The organism is Mycobacterium syngnathidarum, assembly GCF_001942625.1.
GTDB classification, from domain to species: Bacteria; Actinomycetota; Actinomycetes; order Mycobacteriales; family Mycobacteriaceae; genus Mycobacterium; species Mycobacterium syngnathidarum.
Genome location: NZ_MLCL01000061.1, coordinates 36,481 through 55,432, shown reverse-complemented (window position 1 = coordinate 55,432; position 18,952 = coordinate 36,481). Strand labels below are relative to the sequence as shown.

Below are 18,952 nucleotides of genomic sequence, written 5' to 3'. Positions count from 1 at the left end.
CCGGCGGATAGGACCCGGGTGACGGATCGCACTACCATGCCTGGCCAACCGGGATTCGCGGCGCGATAACCTGGGCATAACAAGAAAGCCGTCGACGATGACGGGCCGCGCAATACAAAGGACGAGCGATCAGGGTGTCTGAGGCAAACGTGGGTACGACCGAGAAGACCGACGTCGTGCTGGTTGGGGCCGGCATCATGAGCGCGACCCTCGGTGCTCTGATTCGGCTGCTGGAGCCGGACTGGTCCATCACGATGATCGAGCGGCTCGACGGTGCCGCCGCCGAGAGCAGCGATCCGTGGAACAACGCCGGAACCGGGCACTCGGCCCTTTGTGAGCTGAACTACACGCCCGAACGTTCGGACGGGTCCATCGACACCACCAAGGCCATCAACGTCAACGAGCAGTTTCAGGTGTCGCGACAGTTCTGGGCCTACGCGGCGGAGAACGGCGTGCTGCCCGACGTACGCGGCTTCCTCAACCCGATCCCGCACGTCAGTTTCGTGCACGGAGCCGGCAACGTCGACTACCTCAAACGCCGCTACGAGGCGCTGGTCGGCAACCCGCTGTTCGCCTCGATGGAATTCATCGACGACAAGGATGAATTCGCCCGGCGGTTGCCGTTCATGGCAGCCAAGCGGGACTTCTCGGACCCGGTCGGGTTGAACTGGTCGCAGCACGGCACCGACGTCGACTTCGGCGCGCTCTCGCGCCAGCTGATCGGCTTCAGCGCGCAGCGCGGGATGGACACCCTGTTCGGTCACGAGGTGCGCAACCTGCACAAGGAATCGGACGGCAGCTGGACGCTCAAGGTGACCAACCGGCGCACCGGTATGAAGCGCAAGTTCAACGCCAAGTTCGTGTTCGTCGGCGCGGGCGGCGGCGCCCTACCGCTGCTGCAGAAGTCGGGTATTCCGGAGGCCAAGGGCTTCGGCGGGTTCCCGGTGGGCGGCGCGTTCTTGCGGACCGACAACCAGGTGCTGACCGCCGGGCACCAGGCCAAGGTGTACGGTCTTCCGCCTCTGGGTGCCCCGCCGATGTCGGTGCCGCACCTGGACACTCGCGTGATCAACGGCAAATCCTGGCTGTTGTTCGGCCCGTTCGCGGGTTGGACGCCGAAGTTCCTCAAACAGGGCAAGTTCACCGACCTGCCGTTGTCGGTCAAGCCCAACAACATCATGTCCATGCTCGGTGTCGGTCTCACCGAGATGGGTTTGGTCAACTACCTGGTCGGACAGCTGCTGCTCAGTGAGGCAGCGCGGGTCGACACCTTGCGGGAATTCGCGCCCAGCGCAGTCGATTCCGACTGGGAGCTGGACATCGCCGGCCAGCGGGTGCAGGTGATCCGGCGCAAGGGTGCCGGCGGTGTGCTGGAGTTCGGCACCACCGTGCTGACGGCGGCCGACGGCAGCATCGCCGGGCTGCTGGGAGCCTCACCCGGCGCGTCCACCGCGGTGCCCGCAATGCTCGACGTGCTGGAGCGCTGCTTCAGCGATCGGTACCAGAGCTGGATGCCCAAACTCAAGGAGATGGTGCCGTCGCTCGGCACCAAGTTGTCCGATGAGCCCGGCCTGTTCGAGGAGGTCTGGGCGTGGGGAACCAAGGCGCTCAAGCTGGACGTCCCTGTGACGGCGTGACCGGGGCCGGGGGATGACGGTCGCACTACGCCGCAGCTGGGCCAAAGATCTCGACGTACCAACGCTTTACGAGTTGCTGAAGCTTCGTGTCGAGGTGTTCGTGGTGGAGCAGGCGACTCCCTACCCGGAGCTCGACGGCCGGGACCTTCTCGCCGAGACGCGTCACTTCTGGCTGGAAAACCCTGACGGAGAAGTCATTTCGACGTTGCGGCTGATGGAGGAGCATCCCGGCGGGGAGAAGGCGTTCCGGATCGGCCGGGTGTGTACCAAGCGCAGTGCTCGGGGCAAGGGACACACCTCCCGGCTGATGCAGGCGGCCCTGGCCGAAGTCGGCGACTATCCGTGCCACATCAACGCCCAGACCTACCTGATCGACATGTACGGCCAGCACGGATTCGTCCGCGACGGCGACGAATTCCTTGACGACGGAATCCCGCATGTGCCGATGGTGCGTGCCGGACGACTCGAGAGCGAGCCTTCTTGATGGCGGCCATCTGATGACGGCACAGAATTACACATACCCGTTCAGTGCGCTGGTGGGGCAGGACCGGCTGCGGCTGGCCCTGCTGCTGTGCGCGGTTCACCCGGAGATCGGCGGCGTGCTGATCCGCGGCGAGAAGGGGACGGCCAAGTCGACCGCGGTACGCGGCCTGGCCGCGGTGTTGACCGCGGTTGACGCCGACGCCCGGCTGGTCGAACTGCCGATCGGTGCGACCGAAGACCGCGTGGTCGGTTCACTGGACCTGCAGAAGGTGCTTCGCGACGGCGAGCATGCCTTCTCACCGGGTCTGCTGGCCCGCGCCCACGGTGGCGTGCTCTATGTCGACGAGGTCAACCTGCTGCACGACCACCTGGTCGACGTGCTGCTTGATGCCGCCGCCATGGGCCGGGTACACGTTGAGCGTGAAGGCATTTCACACTCGCACGAGTCCCGGTTCGTGCTGATCGGCACCATGAACCCCGAGGAAGGTGAGCTGCGTCCGCAGCTGCTGGACCGGTTCGGGCTGACGGTGGACGTGGCGGCCTCACGTGATGTCGACGTACGCGTCGAGGTGATCCGGGCCAGGATGGCGTTCGAGTCCGACCCGCATGCGTTCGTCGAGCGGTACGCGGACGCCGACGCCGAACTGGCCGACCGCATAGCCGCGGCACGGGCCGCGATCGGCTCGGTGGTCCTGCCCGACACCGAACTTCGCCGGATCGCCGCATTGTGCGCGGCATTCGACGTCGACGGGATGCGTGCCGATCTGGTGGTCGCACGCACCGCGGTTGCCCACGCCGCCTGGCGCGGCGCCGGCACCGTCGGCGAAGAGGACATCCGGGTGGCCGCCGAACTGGCGTTGCCGCACCGTCGTCGACGCGATCCGTTCGACGATCCGGGTCTCGACCCCGAACGTCTCGACGAAGCCATGCAGCAGGCGGGGGAGTCGGCTGCGCAACCGGAGCAGGATACGGAGCCGCCGGATCCGGACTTCGATCCCGACTTCGACCCACCCGGCGGGGGAGCCGATGCCGGCTCTGAAGGTGCTGCACCGCAGGGAAGTTCAAAAGCCTCGACGCGTTCCAGTGCACCACCCTCGGCGGTGTTCCGGACCAGGGCGCTGGTGGTGCCCGGGGTCGGCGAGGGTGCGCCGGGCCGGCGTTCACGGGCCCGCAATCGCACCGGAACGCCGATCGCGGCCACCGCCGAACCCGGTGCGGGCCACGGGCTGCACATGTTCGCCACGCTGCTGGCCACCGCGGGCCGTCAACCCGGCGCCGGCCTGCCACGTCCCCGTCCCGAAGACATTCGGCGTGCGGTTCGGGAGGGCCGGGAAGGCAATCTGGTGCTCTTCGTCGTCGACGCCTCCGGGTCCATGGCGGCCCGCGACCGGATGTCCGCGGTCACCGGTGCGACACTCTCGCTGCTGCGCGACGCCTACCAGCGCCGCGACAAGGTCGCGGTGATCACGTTCCGTCAACAGGATGCGCGGGTGCTGTTGCCGCCCACCACGTCGGTGCACATCGCCAGTCGCCGGCTGGCCCGGTTCGATACCGGCGGCAAGACCCCACTGGCCCAGGGGCTGATGGCCGCCCGGGACCTCGTCGTCCGGGAAAAGGCCCGCGATCGGGCCCGGCGAAGCCTGGTGGTGGTGCTCACCGACGGTCGTGCGACCGGCGGTCCCGATCCGCTGGGCCGCACCAGGCAGGCTGCGGCCGCGTTGGTGGCCGAGGGCGCGGCGGCCGTGGTGGTCGATTGTGAAACATCTTTCGTCCGACTGGGACTGGCCGGGCAACTGGCCGAACAACTGGGGGCGCCGGCAGTCCGGCTCGAACAGTTGCGTGCGGCTGAACTGACCCGGCTGGTTCTGCACCAGACCGCCGCCTAGTGCGGCCCGACTCCGCGCCCAGGAAGGATTGCCCATGCCACAGGGACAGCCGCTGACCGTTCCCGACGACGGCTTGACCACCAAGGCCAGGCGCAATGCGCCACTGCTGGCCGTGCACACCGGGCCGGGAAAGGGTAAGTCGACCGCGGCCTTCGGGATGGCGTTGCGCGCGTGGAACCAGGGGTTCTCGGTGGCGGTGTTCCAGTTCGTCAAGAGCGCGAAATGGAAGGTCGGGGAGGAGGCCGTGTTCAACCAACTCGGCCGGTTGCACGATGAGCACGGTGCCGGCGGCCCGGTCGAGTGGCACAAGATGGGTTCGGGCTGGTCCTGGACGCGCAAGCACGGCAGCGATGTCGACCATGCGGCCGCGGCCGCCGACGGTTGGGCCGAGATCAAACGCCGACTGGCCGAGGAACGCCACGACTTCTACGTGCTCGACGAGTTCACCTATCCGCTCAAGTGGGGCTGGGTGGACGTAGAAGAGGTGGTTGAGGTGCTGGGCACGCGGCCGGGCACCCAGCATGTGGTGATCACCGGACGCGACGCCCCGCAAGCGCTGATCGACGCCGCGGATCTGGTGACCGAGATGACCAAGATCAAGCATCCGATGGATGCCGGCCGCAAGGGTCAGAAGGGCATCGAGTGGTGAGCATGGTGCGCCGGTGACCACGCCGGCGGTGGTGATCGCAGCACCGGCATCGGGCAGCGGGAAGACCACCGTGGCAACGGGTTTGGTCGGTGCGCTGCGTCAGGCCGGTCACGTGGTGGCACCGTTCAAGGTCGGGCCTGACTTCATCGACCCCGGTTATCACGCCCTGGCAGCCGGCCGGCCGGGCCGCAACCTGGACCCGGTGCTCGTCGGCGAGGAGCTGATCGGCCCGTTGTACATGCACGGCTGCACCGGCGCCGACATCGCCGTCGTCGAGGGCGTCATGGGCCTGTTCGACGGCCGCATCGAGGCGCAGATGGCCGGGACCCCGCGGGGGTCGGCGGCCCAGGTCGCGGGTCTGCTCGGGGCTCCCGTGGTGCTGGTGGTCGACGCCCGCGGGCAGAGCCACAGCATCGCGGCGCTGTTGCACGGATTCGTCACCTTCGACCCGGCGGTGCGGATCGCCGGGGTGATCCTGAACCGGGTGGGCTCCGACCGGCACGAAGCCGTGTTGCGCCAAGCCTGTGAGCATGCCGGTGTTGCGGTGCTCGGTGCGATCCCGCGAGCCGACGAATTATCGGTCCCATCAAGGCATCTCGGATTGATCACCGCTGTCGAGCACGGCCGGCAGGCGCGTGACGCAGTCGCTGCGATGACCGCTCTGGTGGCCCGGCACGTGGATCTCGCTGCCCTGGTGGCATCGTCTGCCGCCCACGTCACGGCCGAGCCGTGGAGCCCGGAGGCCGAGTCGGTGACCAATGTCACGGTGGCCCTGGCCGCGGGCAAGGCCTTCAGCTTCAGCTATGCCGAGCACGCCGAGCTGTTGCGCGGGGCCGGTGCGCGCGTGGCCGAGTTCGACCCGCTGGCCGAACCCCTGCCTGCCGGAGTGGACGCGCTGGTGCTGCCCGGGGGATTCCCCGAGCAGTTCACCGCCGAACTGTCGGCCAACGATCTTGTCCGCCAGCAGATCAGGGATCTCGCCGCGCGCGGCGCCCCGGTTCATGCCGAGTGCGCCGGTCTGACCTATCTGGTCGACGACCTCGACGGGATGCCGATGTGCGGCGTGCTCGCTGGTTCGGCGCGATTCACCGAGCGTCTGACCCTGGGTTATCGGGACGCGGTCGCGGTCGTCGACTCCTGCCTGCACACCGCGGGTGGCCGGGTAAGCGGGCATGAATTTCACCGCACCGCAGTGGAATTCGTCGACGACCAACCGCCGGCGTGGGCGTTCACCGGCCCCGGACAGGCCGGCCGGCGTGACGGTGCCGTGCAGCACGGGGTGCACGCGGGGTACCTGCACACGCACCCGGCCGCACACCCGGAGGCCATCACCCGCTTCGTGGCAACGGCAGCAACCACTAAGCTCGGCGGGTGACCGAGAATGCCTACCTCGTCGGCCTGCGCCTGTCGGGCAAGAAGGTCGTCGTCGTCGGCGGCGGAACCGTCGCGCAACGTCGACTGCCCCTGCTGATCGCCCACGGCGCCGACGTACACGTGATCGCCCGGGCGGCCAGCCCCGCAGTGGAAGCACTGTCGCACGACGAACCGGGGATCACCCTGCAGTTGCGTGACTTCCGGGCCGAGGACCTCGACGGCGCCTGGTACGTCCTGGCGGCCACCGACGACCGTGAGGTCAACGCCGCCATCGCCGCCGAAGCCGAGCAGCGGCGCATCTTCTGCGTTCGCGCCGATATTGCTCGCGAGGGCTCCGCGGTGACCCCGGCCACGTTCGAGTCCGACGGACTGTCGGTGGGTGTCCTCGCCGGCGGAGAGCACCGTCGTTCGGCGGCCATCCGCACCGCGATCCACGAAGCGCTGCAGAGCGGCCTGCTGACAGCGGAGGCCGGTGACGAGCCGGGAGAGGTGCCCACGGGAGTGGCGCTGGTCGGCGGCGGACCCGGCGACCCCGAGCTGATCACCGTGCGCGGTCGGCGGCTGCTGGCCCGTGCCGACGTCGTCGTCGCCGACCGGCTCGCGCCCCAGGAGTTGCTGGCCGAACTCGGCCCTCACGTCGAGGTCATCGACGCGGCCAAGATCCCCTACGGGCGTGCGATGGCTCAGGAGGCGATCAATCAGGTCCTGGTGGATCGCGCCCGCGCCGGGAAGTTCGTCGTCCGCCTCAAAGGCGGCGATCCGTTCGTCTTCGCCCGCGGCTACGAAGAAGTGCTGGCGTGCGCCGAGGCCGACATTCCGGTCACCGTGGTCCCAGGTGTGACAAGTGCCATATCGGTGCCCGCGCTGGCCGGGGTCCCGGTCACCCATCGGGGCATGACCCATGAGTTCGTGGTGGTCAGCGGCCATGTTGCGCCGGGTCACCCCGAATCGTTAGTGAATTGGAATGCCCTGGCGGCGATGACCGGCACGATCGTGCTGCTGATGGCCGTCGAACGCATCGAGCTGTTCACCAAGGCGCTGCTGGAAGGCGGCCGACCAGCGGATACACCGGTGCTGGTGGTGCAACACGGCACGACCGTCGCGCAGCGCACCCTGCGGGCCACGCTCGGCGACGCACCCGAGCGGATTCGTGCGGACGGTATTCGACCTCCGGCGATCATCGTGATCGGGCCGGTGGCCGCCTTCGCCGGTTAAAGGATTCTTAAGATTCCGGTAAGGTGGCCGCCTATGACGGCACTCAACGACGCCGAGCGCGAGGGCCTCGCCGCCCGCCTCCCGTCCTGGTTCCCGTCCTGGGGCTTCCTTTCCGCAGTGATCGCGATCGGCGGTATGCAGCTGCTGGCCACGATGGACAGCACGGTCGCGATCGTCGCGTTGCCGCGGATCCAGGACGAACTCGGCTTGTCCGACGCTGGACGTAGCTGGGTCATCACCGCCTACGTCCTGACTTTCGGCGGCCTGATGCTGCTCGGCGGGCGCCTCGGCGACACCATCGGGCGCAAGCGCACCTTCATCGTCGGCGTCACGTTGTTCACCATCGCCTCGATCCTGTGCGGCATCGCCTGGAATGAAGCGACGCTGGTGACCGCGCGGCTGCTGCAGGGTGTGGGCGCGGCGATCGCCTCGCCCACCGGGCTCGCGCTCGTCGCGACGACGTTCCCGAAGGGACCGGCGCGCAACCTGGCCACCGCGGTGTTCGGCGCCATGACGGCCATCGGCTCGGTGATGGGCCTGGTGGTCGGCGGTGCGCTCACCGAGGTGTCCTGGCGGCTGGCGTTCCTGGTCAACGTTCCGATCGGCCTGGTGATGCTGTACCTGGCCCGCACCGCACTGCGTGAGACCAACCGCGAGCGCATGAAGCTGGACGCCGCCGGTGCCCTGCTGGCGACCCTGGCCTGCACGGCCGCGGTGTTCGCCTTCACCCAGGGCCCGGAGAGCGGATGGCTGTCGCCGATCACGCTCGGGTCGGGTGCGGCGGCAGCCGTCTTCGGTATCGCCTTCCTGCTCGCCGAGCGCAGCGCCGAGAACCCGGTGGTGCCGTTCGACCTCTTCCACGAGCGCAACCGGGTCGCCACCTTCGCGGCGATCTTCCTGGCCGGCGGTGTGCTGTTCACCCTCACCGTGCTGATCGGTCTGTACGTCCAGGACATCCTGGGCTACAGCGCCCTGCACGCCGGAGTCGGCTTCATCCCGTTCGTGATCGGCATGGGCATCGGCCTGGGCCTGTCCTCACAGGTCGTCCGGTTCTTCCAGCCCCGCCTCGTGGTCATTGCGGGCGGCATCCTGGTGCTCGGAGCGATGCTCTACGGCTCGACCTTGCACGCCGGCATTCCGTACTTCCCGAACCTCGTGCTCCCCATCACCATCGGCGGCATCGGCATCGGCATGATCGTGGTGCCGCTGACCCTCTCGGCGATCGCCGGTGTCGGCTTCGACCGCATCGGACCGGCCTCGGCCATCGCGCTCATGCTGCAGAACCTCGGCGGTCCGCTGGTGCTGGCGATCATCCAGGCCGTCATCACGTCGCGCACCCTCTACCTGGGCGGGATCACCGGCCCGGTGAAGGACATGAACGGTCCGCAACTGGCTGCCCTCGATGCCGGCTACACCTACGGGTTGCTGTGGGTGGCCGCGGTCGCGGTGCTGGTCGGCGCTGCGGCACTGTTCATCGGTTACACCTCCGAACAGGTGGCCCATGCCCAAGAGGTCAAGGACGCCATCGACTCCGGAGAGCTCGAGCTCGACTGACGGTTGGTCAGCACGATGCCGATGAACCGCCAGGAGATCTCCGAGGCCGTCGGTCCGCTGGGCTGGCGCCTGGTTCTGGGAGCCGTCTACACCGAGGTGCTGGTGCCTTCGATGGCCGACGCGATCGCGGCGGCCTCTCACGCGGTGCACGCGGCCGGTTCCGACGCGTCGGGCCATCTCTCGATCGACATCCGCGCCGATCGGGCGGTGCTGCGACTGCGCACGCGCGACGCCCACGCGGTCACGGGGCGCGACCTGGCGCTGGCCCGCGAGGTGTCCCATGAGCTGGCCGCGCGTGGCTTCGAGCAGACCACCGGAGCCGGCGCCATCCAGGCGATGGAGATCGCGATCGACGCCCTCGACATCGGTGCCGTCCGGCCGTTCTGGAAGGCCGTCACGGGCTATGTCGATGAGCCGGGCGATGCGGACCTCAACGCCGGGCTCGTCGATCCGTTCGGCCGCGGCCCGGCCATCTGGTTTCAGCAGATGGATGCGCCCCGGCCGCAACGCAATCGGATCCATCTCGACATCGACGTCACCCACGACGCGGCGCAGGCCCGCGTGGAGGCGGCGCTGGCCGCCGGCGGCCGGTTGCTCAGTGACCGCGTGGCACCGCGCTTCTGGGTACTGGCCGACGCAGAGGGCAACGAGGCCTGCATCTGTACCTGGCAGGGCCGTGACTGAAGACACGCCTTAAGGTTGTCGCCTGTGATCACCCGCATGTCCGAGCTGTTCCTGCGAACCCTGCGCGACGACCCCGCCGACGCCGAGGTGCCCAGCCACAAGTTGCTGATCCGGGCCGGTTACGTCCGGCCGGTCGGCCCCGGCATCTACAGCTGGCTGCCGCTGGGTCTGCGGGTGCTACGCCGCATCGAGACGATCGTGCGGGAAGAGATGAACGCGATCGGCGGCCAGGAGATCCTGCTGCCCGCGCTGCTGCCGCGCGGCCCGTACGAGACCACCAACCGGTGGACCGAATACGGCGACACCCTCTTCCGGCTGCAGGACCGCCGAGGCAACGACTATCTGCTCGGGCCGACGCACGAGGAGATCTTCACGCTGACGGTCAAAGGGGAGTACTCCTCCTACAAGGACTTCCCGGCGATCCTGTACCAGGTGCAGACCAAATACCGCGACGAGGCACGACCGCGCGCAGGCATTCTGCGGGGCCGCGAGTTCGTGATGAAGGACTCGTATTCGTTCGACGTCGACGAAGACGGGCTCAAGAACGCCTACCACGCCCACCGAGAGGCCTACCAGAAGATCTTCGGGCGCCTCGGGGTGCGCTACGTGATCGTGTCCGCGGTCTCGGGCGCGATGGGCGGCAGCGCCTCCGAGGAGTTCCTGGCCGAAAGTGAGGTCGGCGAGGACACGTTCGTGCGGTGCCTGGAATCCGGGTACGCCGCCAACGTCGAAGCCGTGGTCACCCGGGCGCCGGTGCCGCTGCCGATCGAGGGGCAGCCCCCGGCGCAGGTACGCGACACCCCGGACACCCCGACCATCGCGACACTGGTCGGTTGGGCCAATTCGGCTGAGCTGCCGCAGTTCTCGGGGCGTGAGGTGACCGCCGCCGACACCCTGAAGAACGTGCTGCTCAAGACCCGTGAGCCCGGCGGCGAGTGGGAGCTGCTGGCCGTCGGCGTGCCCGGCGACCGTGAGGTCGACGAGAAGCGCTTGGGGGCTGCGCTGGAGCCGGCCGAGTTCGCTCTGCTCGATGATGCCGACTTCGCCAAGAACCCATTCCTGGTCAAGGGCTATGTGGGCCCGAAGGCTTTGCAGGACAACGGAGTTCGTTACCTCGTCGATCCGCGCGTGGTGGACGGCACGGCGTGGATCACCGGAGCCGACGCGCCCAACAAACACGTGGTCGGCCTGGTGGCCGGCCGTGACTTCACCCCGGACGGCACGATCGAGGCGGCCGAGATCCGCGACGGTGACCCGTCTCCCGACGGGGCCGGCGTGCTGACCTCGGCGCGGGGCATCGAGATCGGTCACATCTTCCAGCTGGGCCGCAAGTACGCCGATGCCTTCACCGCCGATGTGCTCGGCGAGGACGGCAAGCCGGTGCGGCTCACGATGGGTTCGTACGGCATCGGGGTGTCCCGCATGGTCGCGGTGATCGCCGAGCAGCAGCACGACGAACTCGGCCTGCGTTGGCCGGCGTCGATCGCGCCTTTCGACGTGCACGTGGTGGTGGCCAACAAGGACGAAGCCGCACGGACCGGGGCGACCGAACTGGTCGCGACGCTGGACCGGCTCGGCCATGAGGTGTTGTTCGACGATCGCAAGGCCTCGCCGGGCGTGAAGTTCAAGGACGCCGAGTTGTTGGGCATGCCGTGGATCGTGGTGGTCGGGCGTGGGTTCTCCGACGGCGTGGTGGAGCTGCGCAACCGGTTCACCGGGGAGAACCGCGCGATCGCCGTCGACGACGCGGCCACCGAGATCTCGGCCGCGCTGAGGGCCTGACCCGGGTTTGCCGATTCCTACACTGGGGCTGCCCTGAGCGCCGGGCAACAGCCCAGGTGTAGAAGTCGGTGGCCGGGGCGCCGGCTCACCGGTTACTCGCCGCCGCCGGGGAAGGCCGCCGTCACTGGCCAGGCGTTCGCGACCGCGCGCCACTTGGCCGCCGCGACGGCAGTCTCAGACAGCGCCGCGACCGCGAACGCGCGATCCTCGGCGCTGGTGGCCTGTTCGAGCACCGCTCGCCAGGCCACCGACGAGTCCTCTTCCATGCGTATCGCGAGGTTGGCGGCGTCGGTCGGATCGGTCACCGGCGAGGGCAACTGATAGCCGGCCGCCGGTAGCGGGGGCGTGACCGAGCGGGCTTCGAGCATGACGATGGCCGATTCGCGGCGCGCACGGTGTTCGGCCATCGCCGTCGCCACCAGGGCGTTGTCCTCGGGCGTCGAATGGGCCGAAACCAGCCCGTAGCCGTAGATCGTTCCGTGCTCCACGGCCACGGCGTCGAAGAGGGCGGCATCGGCGGCAGTGGTCGGACGGCTGGGCGAGGTCGTCGAGCGTGATCCCGGCGAGGTCACTGTGCACCTCCCAGTGCGACGGTGTAGGCCGCCGTACACGAGGCGGCGATCGATCCGAGCAGGCCGGCGCGATAGCCGGAGAGCGTGCGGGCCAGACCCGCGGCGCTGTCTGCGGACTCTTTGAGCGCGTCGACGACGTCGTCGACCCTCGGTGCGGACCCGTCCGCTCGGGTGCCCGGGGTGGTCTCGGCCGTTCTCCGGGGGGTGCTGGTGGGGGTTTCCGCGGGTGCTGAACCCGTTATCCGGGCCAACTCCTCCGACAAGGCCTTGGCGTGGGCAGTGCGATCGCCGGCTACCGCGTCCAAGGCCCGGTTCACCGGCGACTGCGGCGGCTGGGCGGCCGCCACATCGGCAGCCAGTGCACTGTCGGCCCGCGCGCGGGCCCACTGCTCGGTCAAGTCGTCCACTTCGGGCTGAGGCGTCGTCGTACCGCATGCGGCGGCGGTGGTCCCCAACAGGGCCAGGGCCGCGGCCGAGAGCAGCACGCGCCGCCGGCTGATGTCTGCATGGGCGCTCGGCACGTGAACATCCTGCCATTGCTGCCGCACCGGCCTGACGCCGCGCCGACCGGTCGGTGCGGGCCCGGGAGACGACATTCGCCACGCACCAGTCTTCGATTGGCGGTTGCTGGGGCGGGCCTGGCGTATCGTGAATAGGCGATTCCAGGGCCGATCCAGGTGGCTGGCCCTGGGATTTGTGTCGGAGACAATTCAAGATGAGGAGCTCGCCGTGGCACCGGATCCAAAGTTGCGGTCTGCGGATTTGCCGTCGCAGACGCAGGTGATCGAGCTACTTGACGGCGAGTTCGCGCGCGCCGGTTACGAAATCGACGATGTCGTGGTCGACGCATCCGCTCGCCCGCCCCGCATCACCGTGATCGCCGACGGTGACGAGGGCCTCGATCTCGATGCCCTGGCAGCGCTGGCGCGAACGGCTTCGGAGCTGCTCGACCAGCTGGCGCAGGGCGACACGCCGTATGTGCTCGACGTCACCTCTCCGGGTGTGGACCGGCCGCTGACCAAGGCCAAACATTTTCGCCGCGCCCGCGGACGGAAGGCTGAACTGACGCTGACCGACGGTTCGGTGTTCACCGGCAGGCTGGGGGAAACCGATGGCTCGGTACTGAGGGTTGTGGTGCCGGAAGGCCGGGAGCTGGCCGTCCGTGAACTCGCTCTTGCAGATATTGCCAAAGCTGTTGTGCAAGTGGAGTTTTCACCTCCAAACCGACGCGAATTGGAACTGTCGGGAGAAACCGGGAAGGGGGCCGGCGAATGAACATCGACATGGCGGCGCTGCATGCGATAGAGGCCGACAAGGGCATTACCGTGGATGTGGTCGTCGAGACCATCAAGTCGGCATTGCTCACCGCGTATCGCCATACCGAAGGGCATGAGCCCGACGCCCGGATCGACGTCGACCGAAAGACCGGTGTGGTCAAGGTGATCGCCCGCCAGACCGACGCCGACGGCAACCTCCTGCACGAATGGGACGACACACCTGAGGGATTCGGCCGGATTGCGGCGACCACCGCCCGGCAGGTGATCCTGCAGCGGCTACGTGACGCCGAGAACGAGAAAACTTACGGGGAATTCGCGGCCCACGAGGGCGACATCGTCGCCGGAGTGATCCAGCGAGACGCCCGGGCCAACGCCCGCGGGTTGGTCGTCGTACGGATGGGCAGCGAGACCAAGGGATCCGAAGGGGTGATCCCCAGCGCCGAACAGGTGCCGGGGGAGCGCTACGAACACGGCGACCGGCTGCGTTGCTACGTCGTCGGCGTCACTCGGGGGGCCCGTGAGCCGTTGATCACGCTGTCACGCACCCACCCGAACCTGGTCCGCAAGCTGTTCTCGCTGGAAGTGCCCGAGATTGCCGACGGGTCCGTGGAGATCGTGGCGGTGGCCCGGGAGGCCGGGCATCGCTCCAAGATCGCGGTGGCCTCACGGGTGCCCGGCCTGAACGCCAAGGGCGCGTGTATCGGCCCGATGGGCCAGCGTGTGCGCAACGTGATGAGTGAATTGTCAGGCGAGAAGATCGACATCATCGACTACGACGAGGACCCGGCGCGATTCGTCGCGAACGCCCTGTCACCGGCCAAGGTGGTCTCGGTGTCGGTGATCGATGAGGCCGCGCGTGCGGCACGGGTGATCGTGCCGGACTTCCAGCTGTCCCTGGCGATCGGCAAGGAAGGTCAAAATGCCAGGTTGGCGGCTCGGCTCACCGGTTGGCGGATCGATATCCGCAGCGATGCGGCGCCGCAGCCCGAACATGACGTGCGGCCCGGGGCGGTACACGACTGACAGTAGTGACCGGCGTTTCGGACCACAGCCCATGGGGCGGTAGACTCAGCCGTGATCCAGCGCGAGACTCCGGCTCTGACGCCTCGAAGCACCTCCGACACATCGGTCGGACCAGTGCGGACCTGTGTCGGGTGTCGGAAGCGAGAGTTGGCCGCCGAGTTGCTCCGAGTGGTCGCGGTGACCGACGGGAACGGGACGTGTTCCGTAACCGTTGATCCTGCGGCAAGCCTGCCAGGGCGTGGTGCGTGGCTGCACCCCGACCAGCAGTGCGCGCAGATGGCAGTGCGGCGACGAGCCTTCGTCCGAGCGTTGCGACTCACCGGTTCACCGGATACATCCGCGGTGATCGAGTACGTCGAGAAGTTCGCCGAACATCTCGATGAGCCCGATACCCCGGCAACAGAACAGGTAGCGAAGAACATGAGCACACCGTGAAGTCCCGATGACCATGCGTCATAGCTAAACCCGAGGCGCGGCGCCTACCACCGCTGTTGCCTCCAGACGAGGAGATGTAGTGGCAGCAGGTAAGGCCCGTGTACACGAGTTGGCGAAGGAACTCGGTGTCACCAGCAAGGAACTCTTAGCCAAGCTCAAGGAGCAGGGCGAGTTCGTCAAGTCGGCGTCCTCCACGGTGGAGGCGCCGGTCGCGCGTCGGCTGCGCGAATCGTTCGGCGCAAAGGCCGGCGGCAAGAAGACCGAAGACAAGCCCCGCCCGCAGGGCACCTCTGGGGCCGCACCCGCGGCACCCAAGCCCGGTGCGCCCAAGCCGGCTCCGGCCAAGCCCGCCGCTCCCGCGGCTCCGGAGGCCGAACCCAAGGCGCCCGCCGCTGAGGCCGCTCCGGCTGCCCCACGGCCCGCGGCACCCAAGCCCGCCGCTCCGCAGCCTCCGGCCGCACCGAGCGCACCGGCAGCCGCGGCACCCGGCACGCCGACTCCGGGCGCCACGCCCGGTCCCCGGCCCACTCCCGGTGCCACGCCCGGCCCGCGTCCGGGTCCGGCGTCCGGTGCCCCGAAGCCGGCCCCGCGTGCCCCGCGGGTCGGCAACAACCCGTTCTCCTCGCAGCAGCCCGTTGAGCGGCCCATCCCACGTCCGCAGCCCAGGCCCGGTGCCCCGCGTCCCGGCGGTGGCCCGCGCCCGTCGCCCGGCAACATGCCGCCGCGACCGGCAGGTGCCGGTGCTCCCGGCCGTGGTGGCCCGCGCCCGGGTCCGCGTCCTGGCGGTGGCCCCCGTCCCGGCGGTGCCGGTGGCGGCGGTCGTCCCGGTGGTGGCGGCGGTAACTACCGCGGTGGCGGTGCCGGCGGCGGTGGCGGCGGAGCGGCCGCCGGCGGTTTCAGGGGTCGTCCCGGTGGTGGCGGCGGTCGTCCCGGCCAGCGCGGTGGCGCGGCCGGCGCGTTCGGTCGTCCCGGCGGTGCCCCCAAGCGCGGTCGCAAGTCGAAGCGGGCGAAACGCGCCGAATACGAGAACATGCAGGCGCCGGTCGTCGGTGGTGTGCGGTTGCCCAAGGGCAACGGTGAGACCATCCGGCTGGCCCGCGGCGCGTCACTGAGCGACTTCGCCGAGAAGATCGACGCCAACCCGGCCGCACTGGTCCAGGCGCTGTTCAACCTCGGCGAGATGGTCACCGCGACCCAGTCCGTCGGTGACGACACCCTGGAACTGCTCGGCAGCGAGATGAACTTCAAGGTGCAGGTCGTCTCGCCCGAGGACGAGGACCGCGAGCTGCTGGAGTCCTTCGACCTGACCTACGGGGAAGATGCCGGCGACGAGTCCGCTCTGGAGGTCCGCCCGCCGGTGGTCACCGTCATGGGTCACGTCGACCACGGCAAGACCCGACTGCTGGACACCATCCGAAACGCCACCGTCCGCGAGGGCGAGGCCGGCGGCATCACCCAGCACATCGGCGCTTACCAGGTCGAGGTCGACCTGGACGGCACCGTCCGGCCGATCACCTTCATCGACACCCCGGGTCACGAGGCGTTCACCGCCATGCGTGCCCGTGGTGCGAAGGCCACCGACATCGCGATCCTGGTGGTCGCCGCCGACGACGGCGTCATGCCGCAGACGGTGGAGGCCATCAACCACGCGCAGGCCGCTGAGGTGCCGATCGTGGTGGCGGTCAACAAGATCGACAAGGAAGGCGCCGACCCGGCCAAGATCCGGGCGCAGCTGACCGAGTACAACCTGGTGGCCGAGGACTTCGGCGGCGACACCATGTTCGTCGACATCTCCGCCAAGCAGGGCACCAACATCGAGGCGCTGCTGGAAGCGGTCGTGCTGACCGCCGATGCAGCCCTGGACCTGCGGGCCAACCCCGACATGGAGGCCCAGGGTGTGGCGATCGAGGCGCACCTGGACCGCGGTCGCGGCCCGGTGGCCACGGTGCTCATCCAGCGCGGCACGCTGCGAGTCGGCGACTCTGTGGTGGCCGGCGATGCCTACGGTCGCGTCCGCCGCATGGTCGACGAGCACGGCGACGACGTCGAAGCGGCGCTGCCCTCGCGTCCGGTCCAGGTCATCGGCTTCACGTCGGTGCCGGGTGCCGGTGACAACTTCCTGGTTGTCGACGAGGACCGCATCGCCCGCCAGATCGCCGACCGGCGCAGCGCGCGCAAGCGCAACGCCCTGGCCGCGCGCAGCCGCAAGCGGATCAGCCTGGAAGACCTGGATTCGGCGCTGAAGGAAACCAGCCAGCTGAACCTGATCCTCAAGGGCGACAACGCCGGTACGGTCGAAGCCCTCGAGGAAGCCTTGATGGGCATCCAGATCGACGACGAAGTGGAGCTGCGGGTCATCGACCGCGGTGTCGGTGGTGTCACCGAGACCAACGTCAACCTGGCCTCGGCCTCGGACGCGATCATCATCGGGTTCAACGTCCGTGCCGAGGGCAAGGCGACCGAGCTGGCCAACCGCGAGGGTGTGGAGATCCGCTACTACTCGGTGATCTACCAGGCCATCGACGAGATCGAGGCCGCGCTCAAGGGCATGCTCAAGCCGGTGTACGAGGAGAAGGAGCTCGGCCGCGCCGAGATCCGGGCGATCTTCCGGTCGTCCAAGGTCGGCAACATCGCGGGCTGCCTGGTCACCTCGGGCATCATGCGCCGCAACGCCAAGGCCCGGCTGCTGCGTGACAACACAGTGGTTGCGCAAAACCTCACGGTGTCCTCGCTCAAGCGCGAGAAGGACGACGCCACCGAGGTGCGCGAGGGCTACGAATGCGGTTTGACGCTGACCTACTCCGACATCAAGGAAGGCGACGTCATCGAGACGTACGAGCTGGTGGAAAAGCAGCGTGTGTAGGCACGGCGATACAAATGGCTGATCCAGCACGTGCGAAGAGGCTCGCCAAGCGGATCTCCACCATCGTCGCCTCGGCGATCGAGTATGAGATCAAGGATCCCCGCCTGGCGGGGGTCACCATCACCGATGCGAAGGTGTCGGGTGATCTGCACGATGCCACGCTGTACTACACGGTGATGGGGTCGTCGCTCGAAGACGAACCGGACTATGCCGGTGCGGCGGCGGCGCTGGAGAAGGCCAAGGGCGTGTTGCGGTCCAAGGTGGGCGCCGGGACCGGGGTGCGATTCACCCCGACCCTGGCGTTCGTCCGCGACACCGTGCCCGACGCGGCACACCGGATGGAGGAGCTGCTGGCCCGGGCACGGGCCGCCGACGAGGATCTGGCGAGGGTTCGGGAGGGCGCCAAGCACGCCGGCGACGAAGACCCGTACCGTGTGAGCGGGGCGGAGAGCATGGACTCCCTTGCCGACGGGGCAGACACAGAGGATGCCGGTGACCGCGATCGAACGGATGACTGATACGGCTCATTCGGGGGCTCCCAATGGGCGCCCTTCCGGTCTGCGTGTCGACGCGCGTGCGGCAGCCGGCCTCCTCTCTGATGCGGCGAGCATCAGCGTCGTGTGCCACGTCTATCCCGACGCCGACACCATCGGCGCCGGCCTGGCGCTGGCGCAGGTGCTCGACGACGCGGGTAAACAGGTCGAGGTCGCCTTCGCGGCCCCCGACCAGCTGCCCGAGTCCTTGCAGACCCTGCCGGGCGGGCATCTGATGGTCGCTCCCAACGCCATCCGGGATGACGCGGATCTCGTTGTCACGGTGGATATTCCGGGTGTCAATCGACTCGGCGCGCTGGCCGGACTGGCCGGCGAGGGTCGCGAGGTACTGGTCATCGACCATCACGCGTCCAACCAGCTGTTCGGTACCGCCAACTACGTGGATCCGACGGCGGACTCCACCACGATGCTGGTGGCCGAGCTTCTCGACGCCTGGGACAAGCCCATAGACAAACGGGTGGCGCACTGCCTGTATGCCGGGCTGACCACCGACACCGGCTCGTTCCGCTGGGCCACCGCCCGGGCGCACCGGCTGGCGGCCCGGTTGGTCGAGCTCGGGGTTGACAACGCCTCGATCAGCCGCGCACTGCTCGACACCCACCCGTTTGCGTGGCTACCGATGCTGTCCCGGGTGCTGGCGTCGGCGCGCCTGTTGCCGGAGGCGGTCGGCGGCCGCGGGCTCGTGTATGCCGTTGTGCCGCATGACGAGTGGTCCACCGCCAGGCCGGAGGAAGTGGAGAGCATCGTCGACATCGTGCGTACCACGCAACAGGCCGAGGTCGCCGCGGTGTTCAAAGAGATCGAGCCGCAACATTGGTCGGTTTCGATGCGGGCGAAGTCGCTGAACCTCGCCGCTGTCGCCAGCTCGTTCGGGGGCGGTGGCCACCCGCACGCGGCCGGGTATTCGGCGGCGGGCCCGGCCGATAACGTCGTTCAGGCGCTGGCGGCGGCTCTTGCCTGACTG

General features: G+C 68.6%; 17 protein-coding genes. 15 read left to right on the top strand and 2 right to left on the bottom strand.

Translation table 11 applies throughout. From position 1 onward, the window contains the following. Positions 1–134: 134 nt before the first annotated feature. Genes mqo through BKG60_RS15240 form a run of 9 tightly spaced genes read left to right on the top strand, consistent with a single transcriptional unit; the run spans position 135 to position 11,264 of the window. Entirely contained in the window at positions 135–1,637 is a 1,503-nt protein-coding gene (gene mqo, locus BKG60_RS15280) for a malate dehydrogenase (quinone) (protein WP_070187989.1), read from the top strand. 13 nt (positions 1,638–1,650) lie between these two features. Continuing rightward, a complete protein-coding gene (locus tag BKG60_RS15275) occupies positions 1,651–2,121 on the top strand; it encodes a GNAT family N-acetyltransferase (RefSeq protein ID WP_070187990.1) in 471 nt (156 codons plus the stop codon). 13 nt (positions 2,122–2,134) lie between these two features. Next, positions 2,135–4,006: a magnesium chelatase subunit D family protein gene (locus tag BKG60_RS15270; RefSeq protein ID WP_075909744.1), complete on the top strand. Its 1,872-nt coding sequence runs from the start codon at positions 2,135–2,137 to the stop codon at positions 4,004–4,006. A 34-nt stretch (positions 4,007–4,040) separates the two neighbouring features. Beyond that, positions 4,041–4,655, top strand: a complete 615-nt coding sequence (gene cobO / locus BKG60_RS15265) for a cob(I)yrinic acid a,c-diamide adenosyltransferase (RefSeq protein WP_070187992.1) — start codon at positions 4,041–4,043, stop codon at positions 4,653–4,655. A 13-nt stretch (positions 4,656–4,668) separates the two neighbouring features. Continuing rightward, entirely contained in the window at positions 4,669–6,030 is a 1,362-nt protein-coding gene (locus BKG60_RS15260) for a cobyrinic acid a,c-diamide synthase CobB (protein ID WP_165617751.1), read from the top strand. Then, complete coding sequence (gene cobA, locus BKG60_RS15255) at positions 6,027–7,244, top strand: uroporphyrinogen-III C-methyltransferase (protein WP_070187994.1); 1,218 nt, start codon at positions 6,027–6,029, stop codon at positions 7,242–7,244. Before BKG60_RS15260 ends, cobA begins: the two co-directional genes overlap by 4 nt. Before the next feature lie 33 nt (positions 7,245–7,277). Further along, complete coding sequence (locus BKG60_RS15250; RefSeq protein ID WP_070187995.1) at positions 7,278–8,798, top strand: MFS transporter; 1,521 nt, start codon at positions 7,278–7,280, stop codon at positions 8,796–8,798. A gap of 21 nt (positions 8,799–8,819) precedes the next feature. Further along, positions 8,820–9,482 carry a VOC family protein gene (locus tag BKG60_RS15245; RefSeq protein ID WP_070944175.1) on the top strand — a complete coding sequence of 221 codons (663 nt, stop codon included), beginning with the start codon at positions 8,820–8,822 and terminating at the stop codon, positions 9,480–9,482. Between the two features lie 24 nt (positions 9,483–9,506). Then, positions 9,507–11,264: a proline--tRNA ligase gene (locus BKG60_RS15240; RefSeq protein WP_070944079.1), complete on the top strand. Its 1,758-nt coding sequence runs from the start codon at positions 9,507–9,509 to the stop codon at positions 11,262–11,264. 92 nt (positions 11,265–11,356) lie between these two features. On the opposite strand, the gene BKG60_RS15235 is transcribed toward BKG60_RS15240, so the two are convergent. Beyond that, positions 11,357–11,836, bottom strand: coding sequence for a ferritin-like domain-containing protein (locus BKG60_RS15235; RefSeq protein ID WP_070187997.1), 480 nt, complete (start codon positions 11,834–11,836; stop codon positions 11,357–11,359). Beyond that, positions 11,833–12,357 (bottom strand): hypothetical protein, encoded by a 525-nt coding sequence (locus tag BKG60_RS15230; RefSeq protein WP_070944174.1) that lies wholly within the window; start codon positions 12,355–12,357, stop codon positions 11,833–11,835. Before BKG60_RS15230 ends, BKG60_RS15235 begins: the two co-directional genes overlap by 4 nt. Positions 12,358–12,565: 208 nt before the next feature. On the opposite strand from BKG60_RS15230, the gene rimP reads away from it, so the two are divergent. From rimP to BKG60_RS15200, 6 genes are all read left to right on the top strand, one after another. Next, complete coding sequence (rimP, locus tag BKG60_RS15225) at positions 12,566–13,111, top strand: ribosome maturation factor RimP (protein ID WP_070188043.1); 546 nt, start codon at positions 12,566–12,568, stop codon at positions 13,109–13,111. Next, on the top strand, positions 13,108–14,136 hold the full coding sequence (nusA, locus tag BKG60_RS15220; protein WP_070187998.1) for a transcription termination factor NusA: 1,029 nt from the start codon (positions 13,108–13,110) through the stop codon (positions 14,134–14,136). Before rimP ends, nusA begins: the two co-directional genes overlap by 4 nt. 51 nt (positions 14,137–14,187) lie before the next feature. Beyond that, entirely contained in the window at positions 14,188–14,571 is a 384-nt protein-coding gene (locus tag BKG60_RS15215) for a YlxR family protein (protein ID WP_075909743.1), read from the top strand. 79 nt (positions 14,572–14,650) lie between these two features. Beyond that, complete coding sequence (gene infB / locus BKG60_RS15210; protein WP_075909742.1) at positions 14,651–17,434, top strand: translation initiation factor IF-2; 2,784 nt, start codon at positions 14,651–14,653, stop codon at positions 17,432–17,434. Between the two features lie 14 nt (positions 17,435–17,448). Further along, entirely contained in the window at positions 17,449–17,952 is a 504-nt protein-coding gene (rbfA, locus tag BKG60_RS15205; protein WP_070188000.1) for a 30S ribosome-binding factor RbfA, read from the top strand. Continuing rightward, a complete protein-coding gene (locus BKG60_RS15200) occupies positions 17,945–18,949 on the top strand; it encodes a DHH family phosphoesterase (RefSeq protein WP_075909769.1) in 1,005 nt (334 codons plus the stop codon). The genes rbfA and BKG60_RS15200 overlap by 8 nt, the downstream gene beginning before the upstream one ends. Positions 18,950–18,952 lie beyond the last annotated feature (3 nt).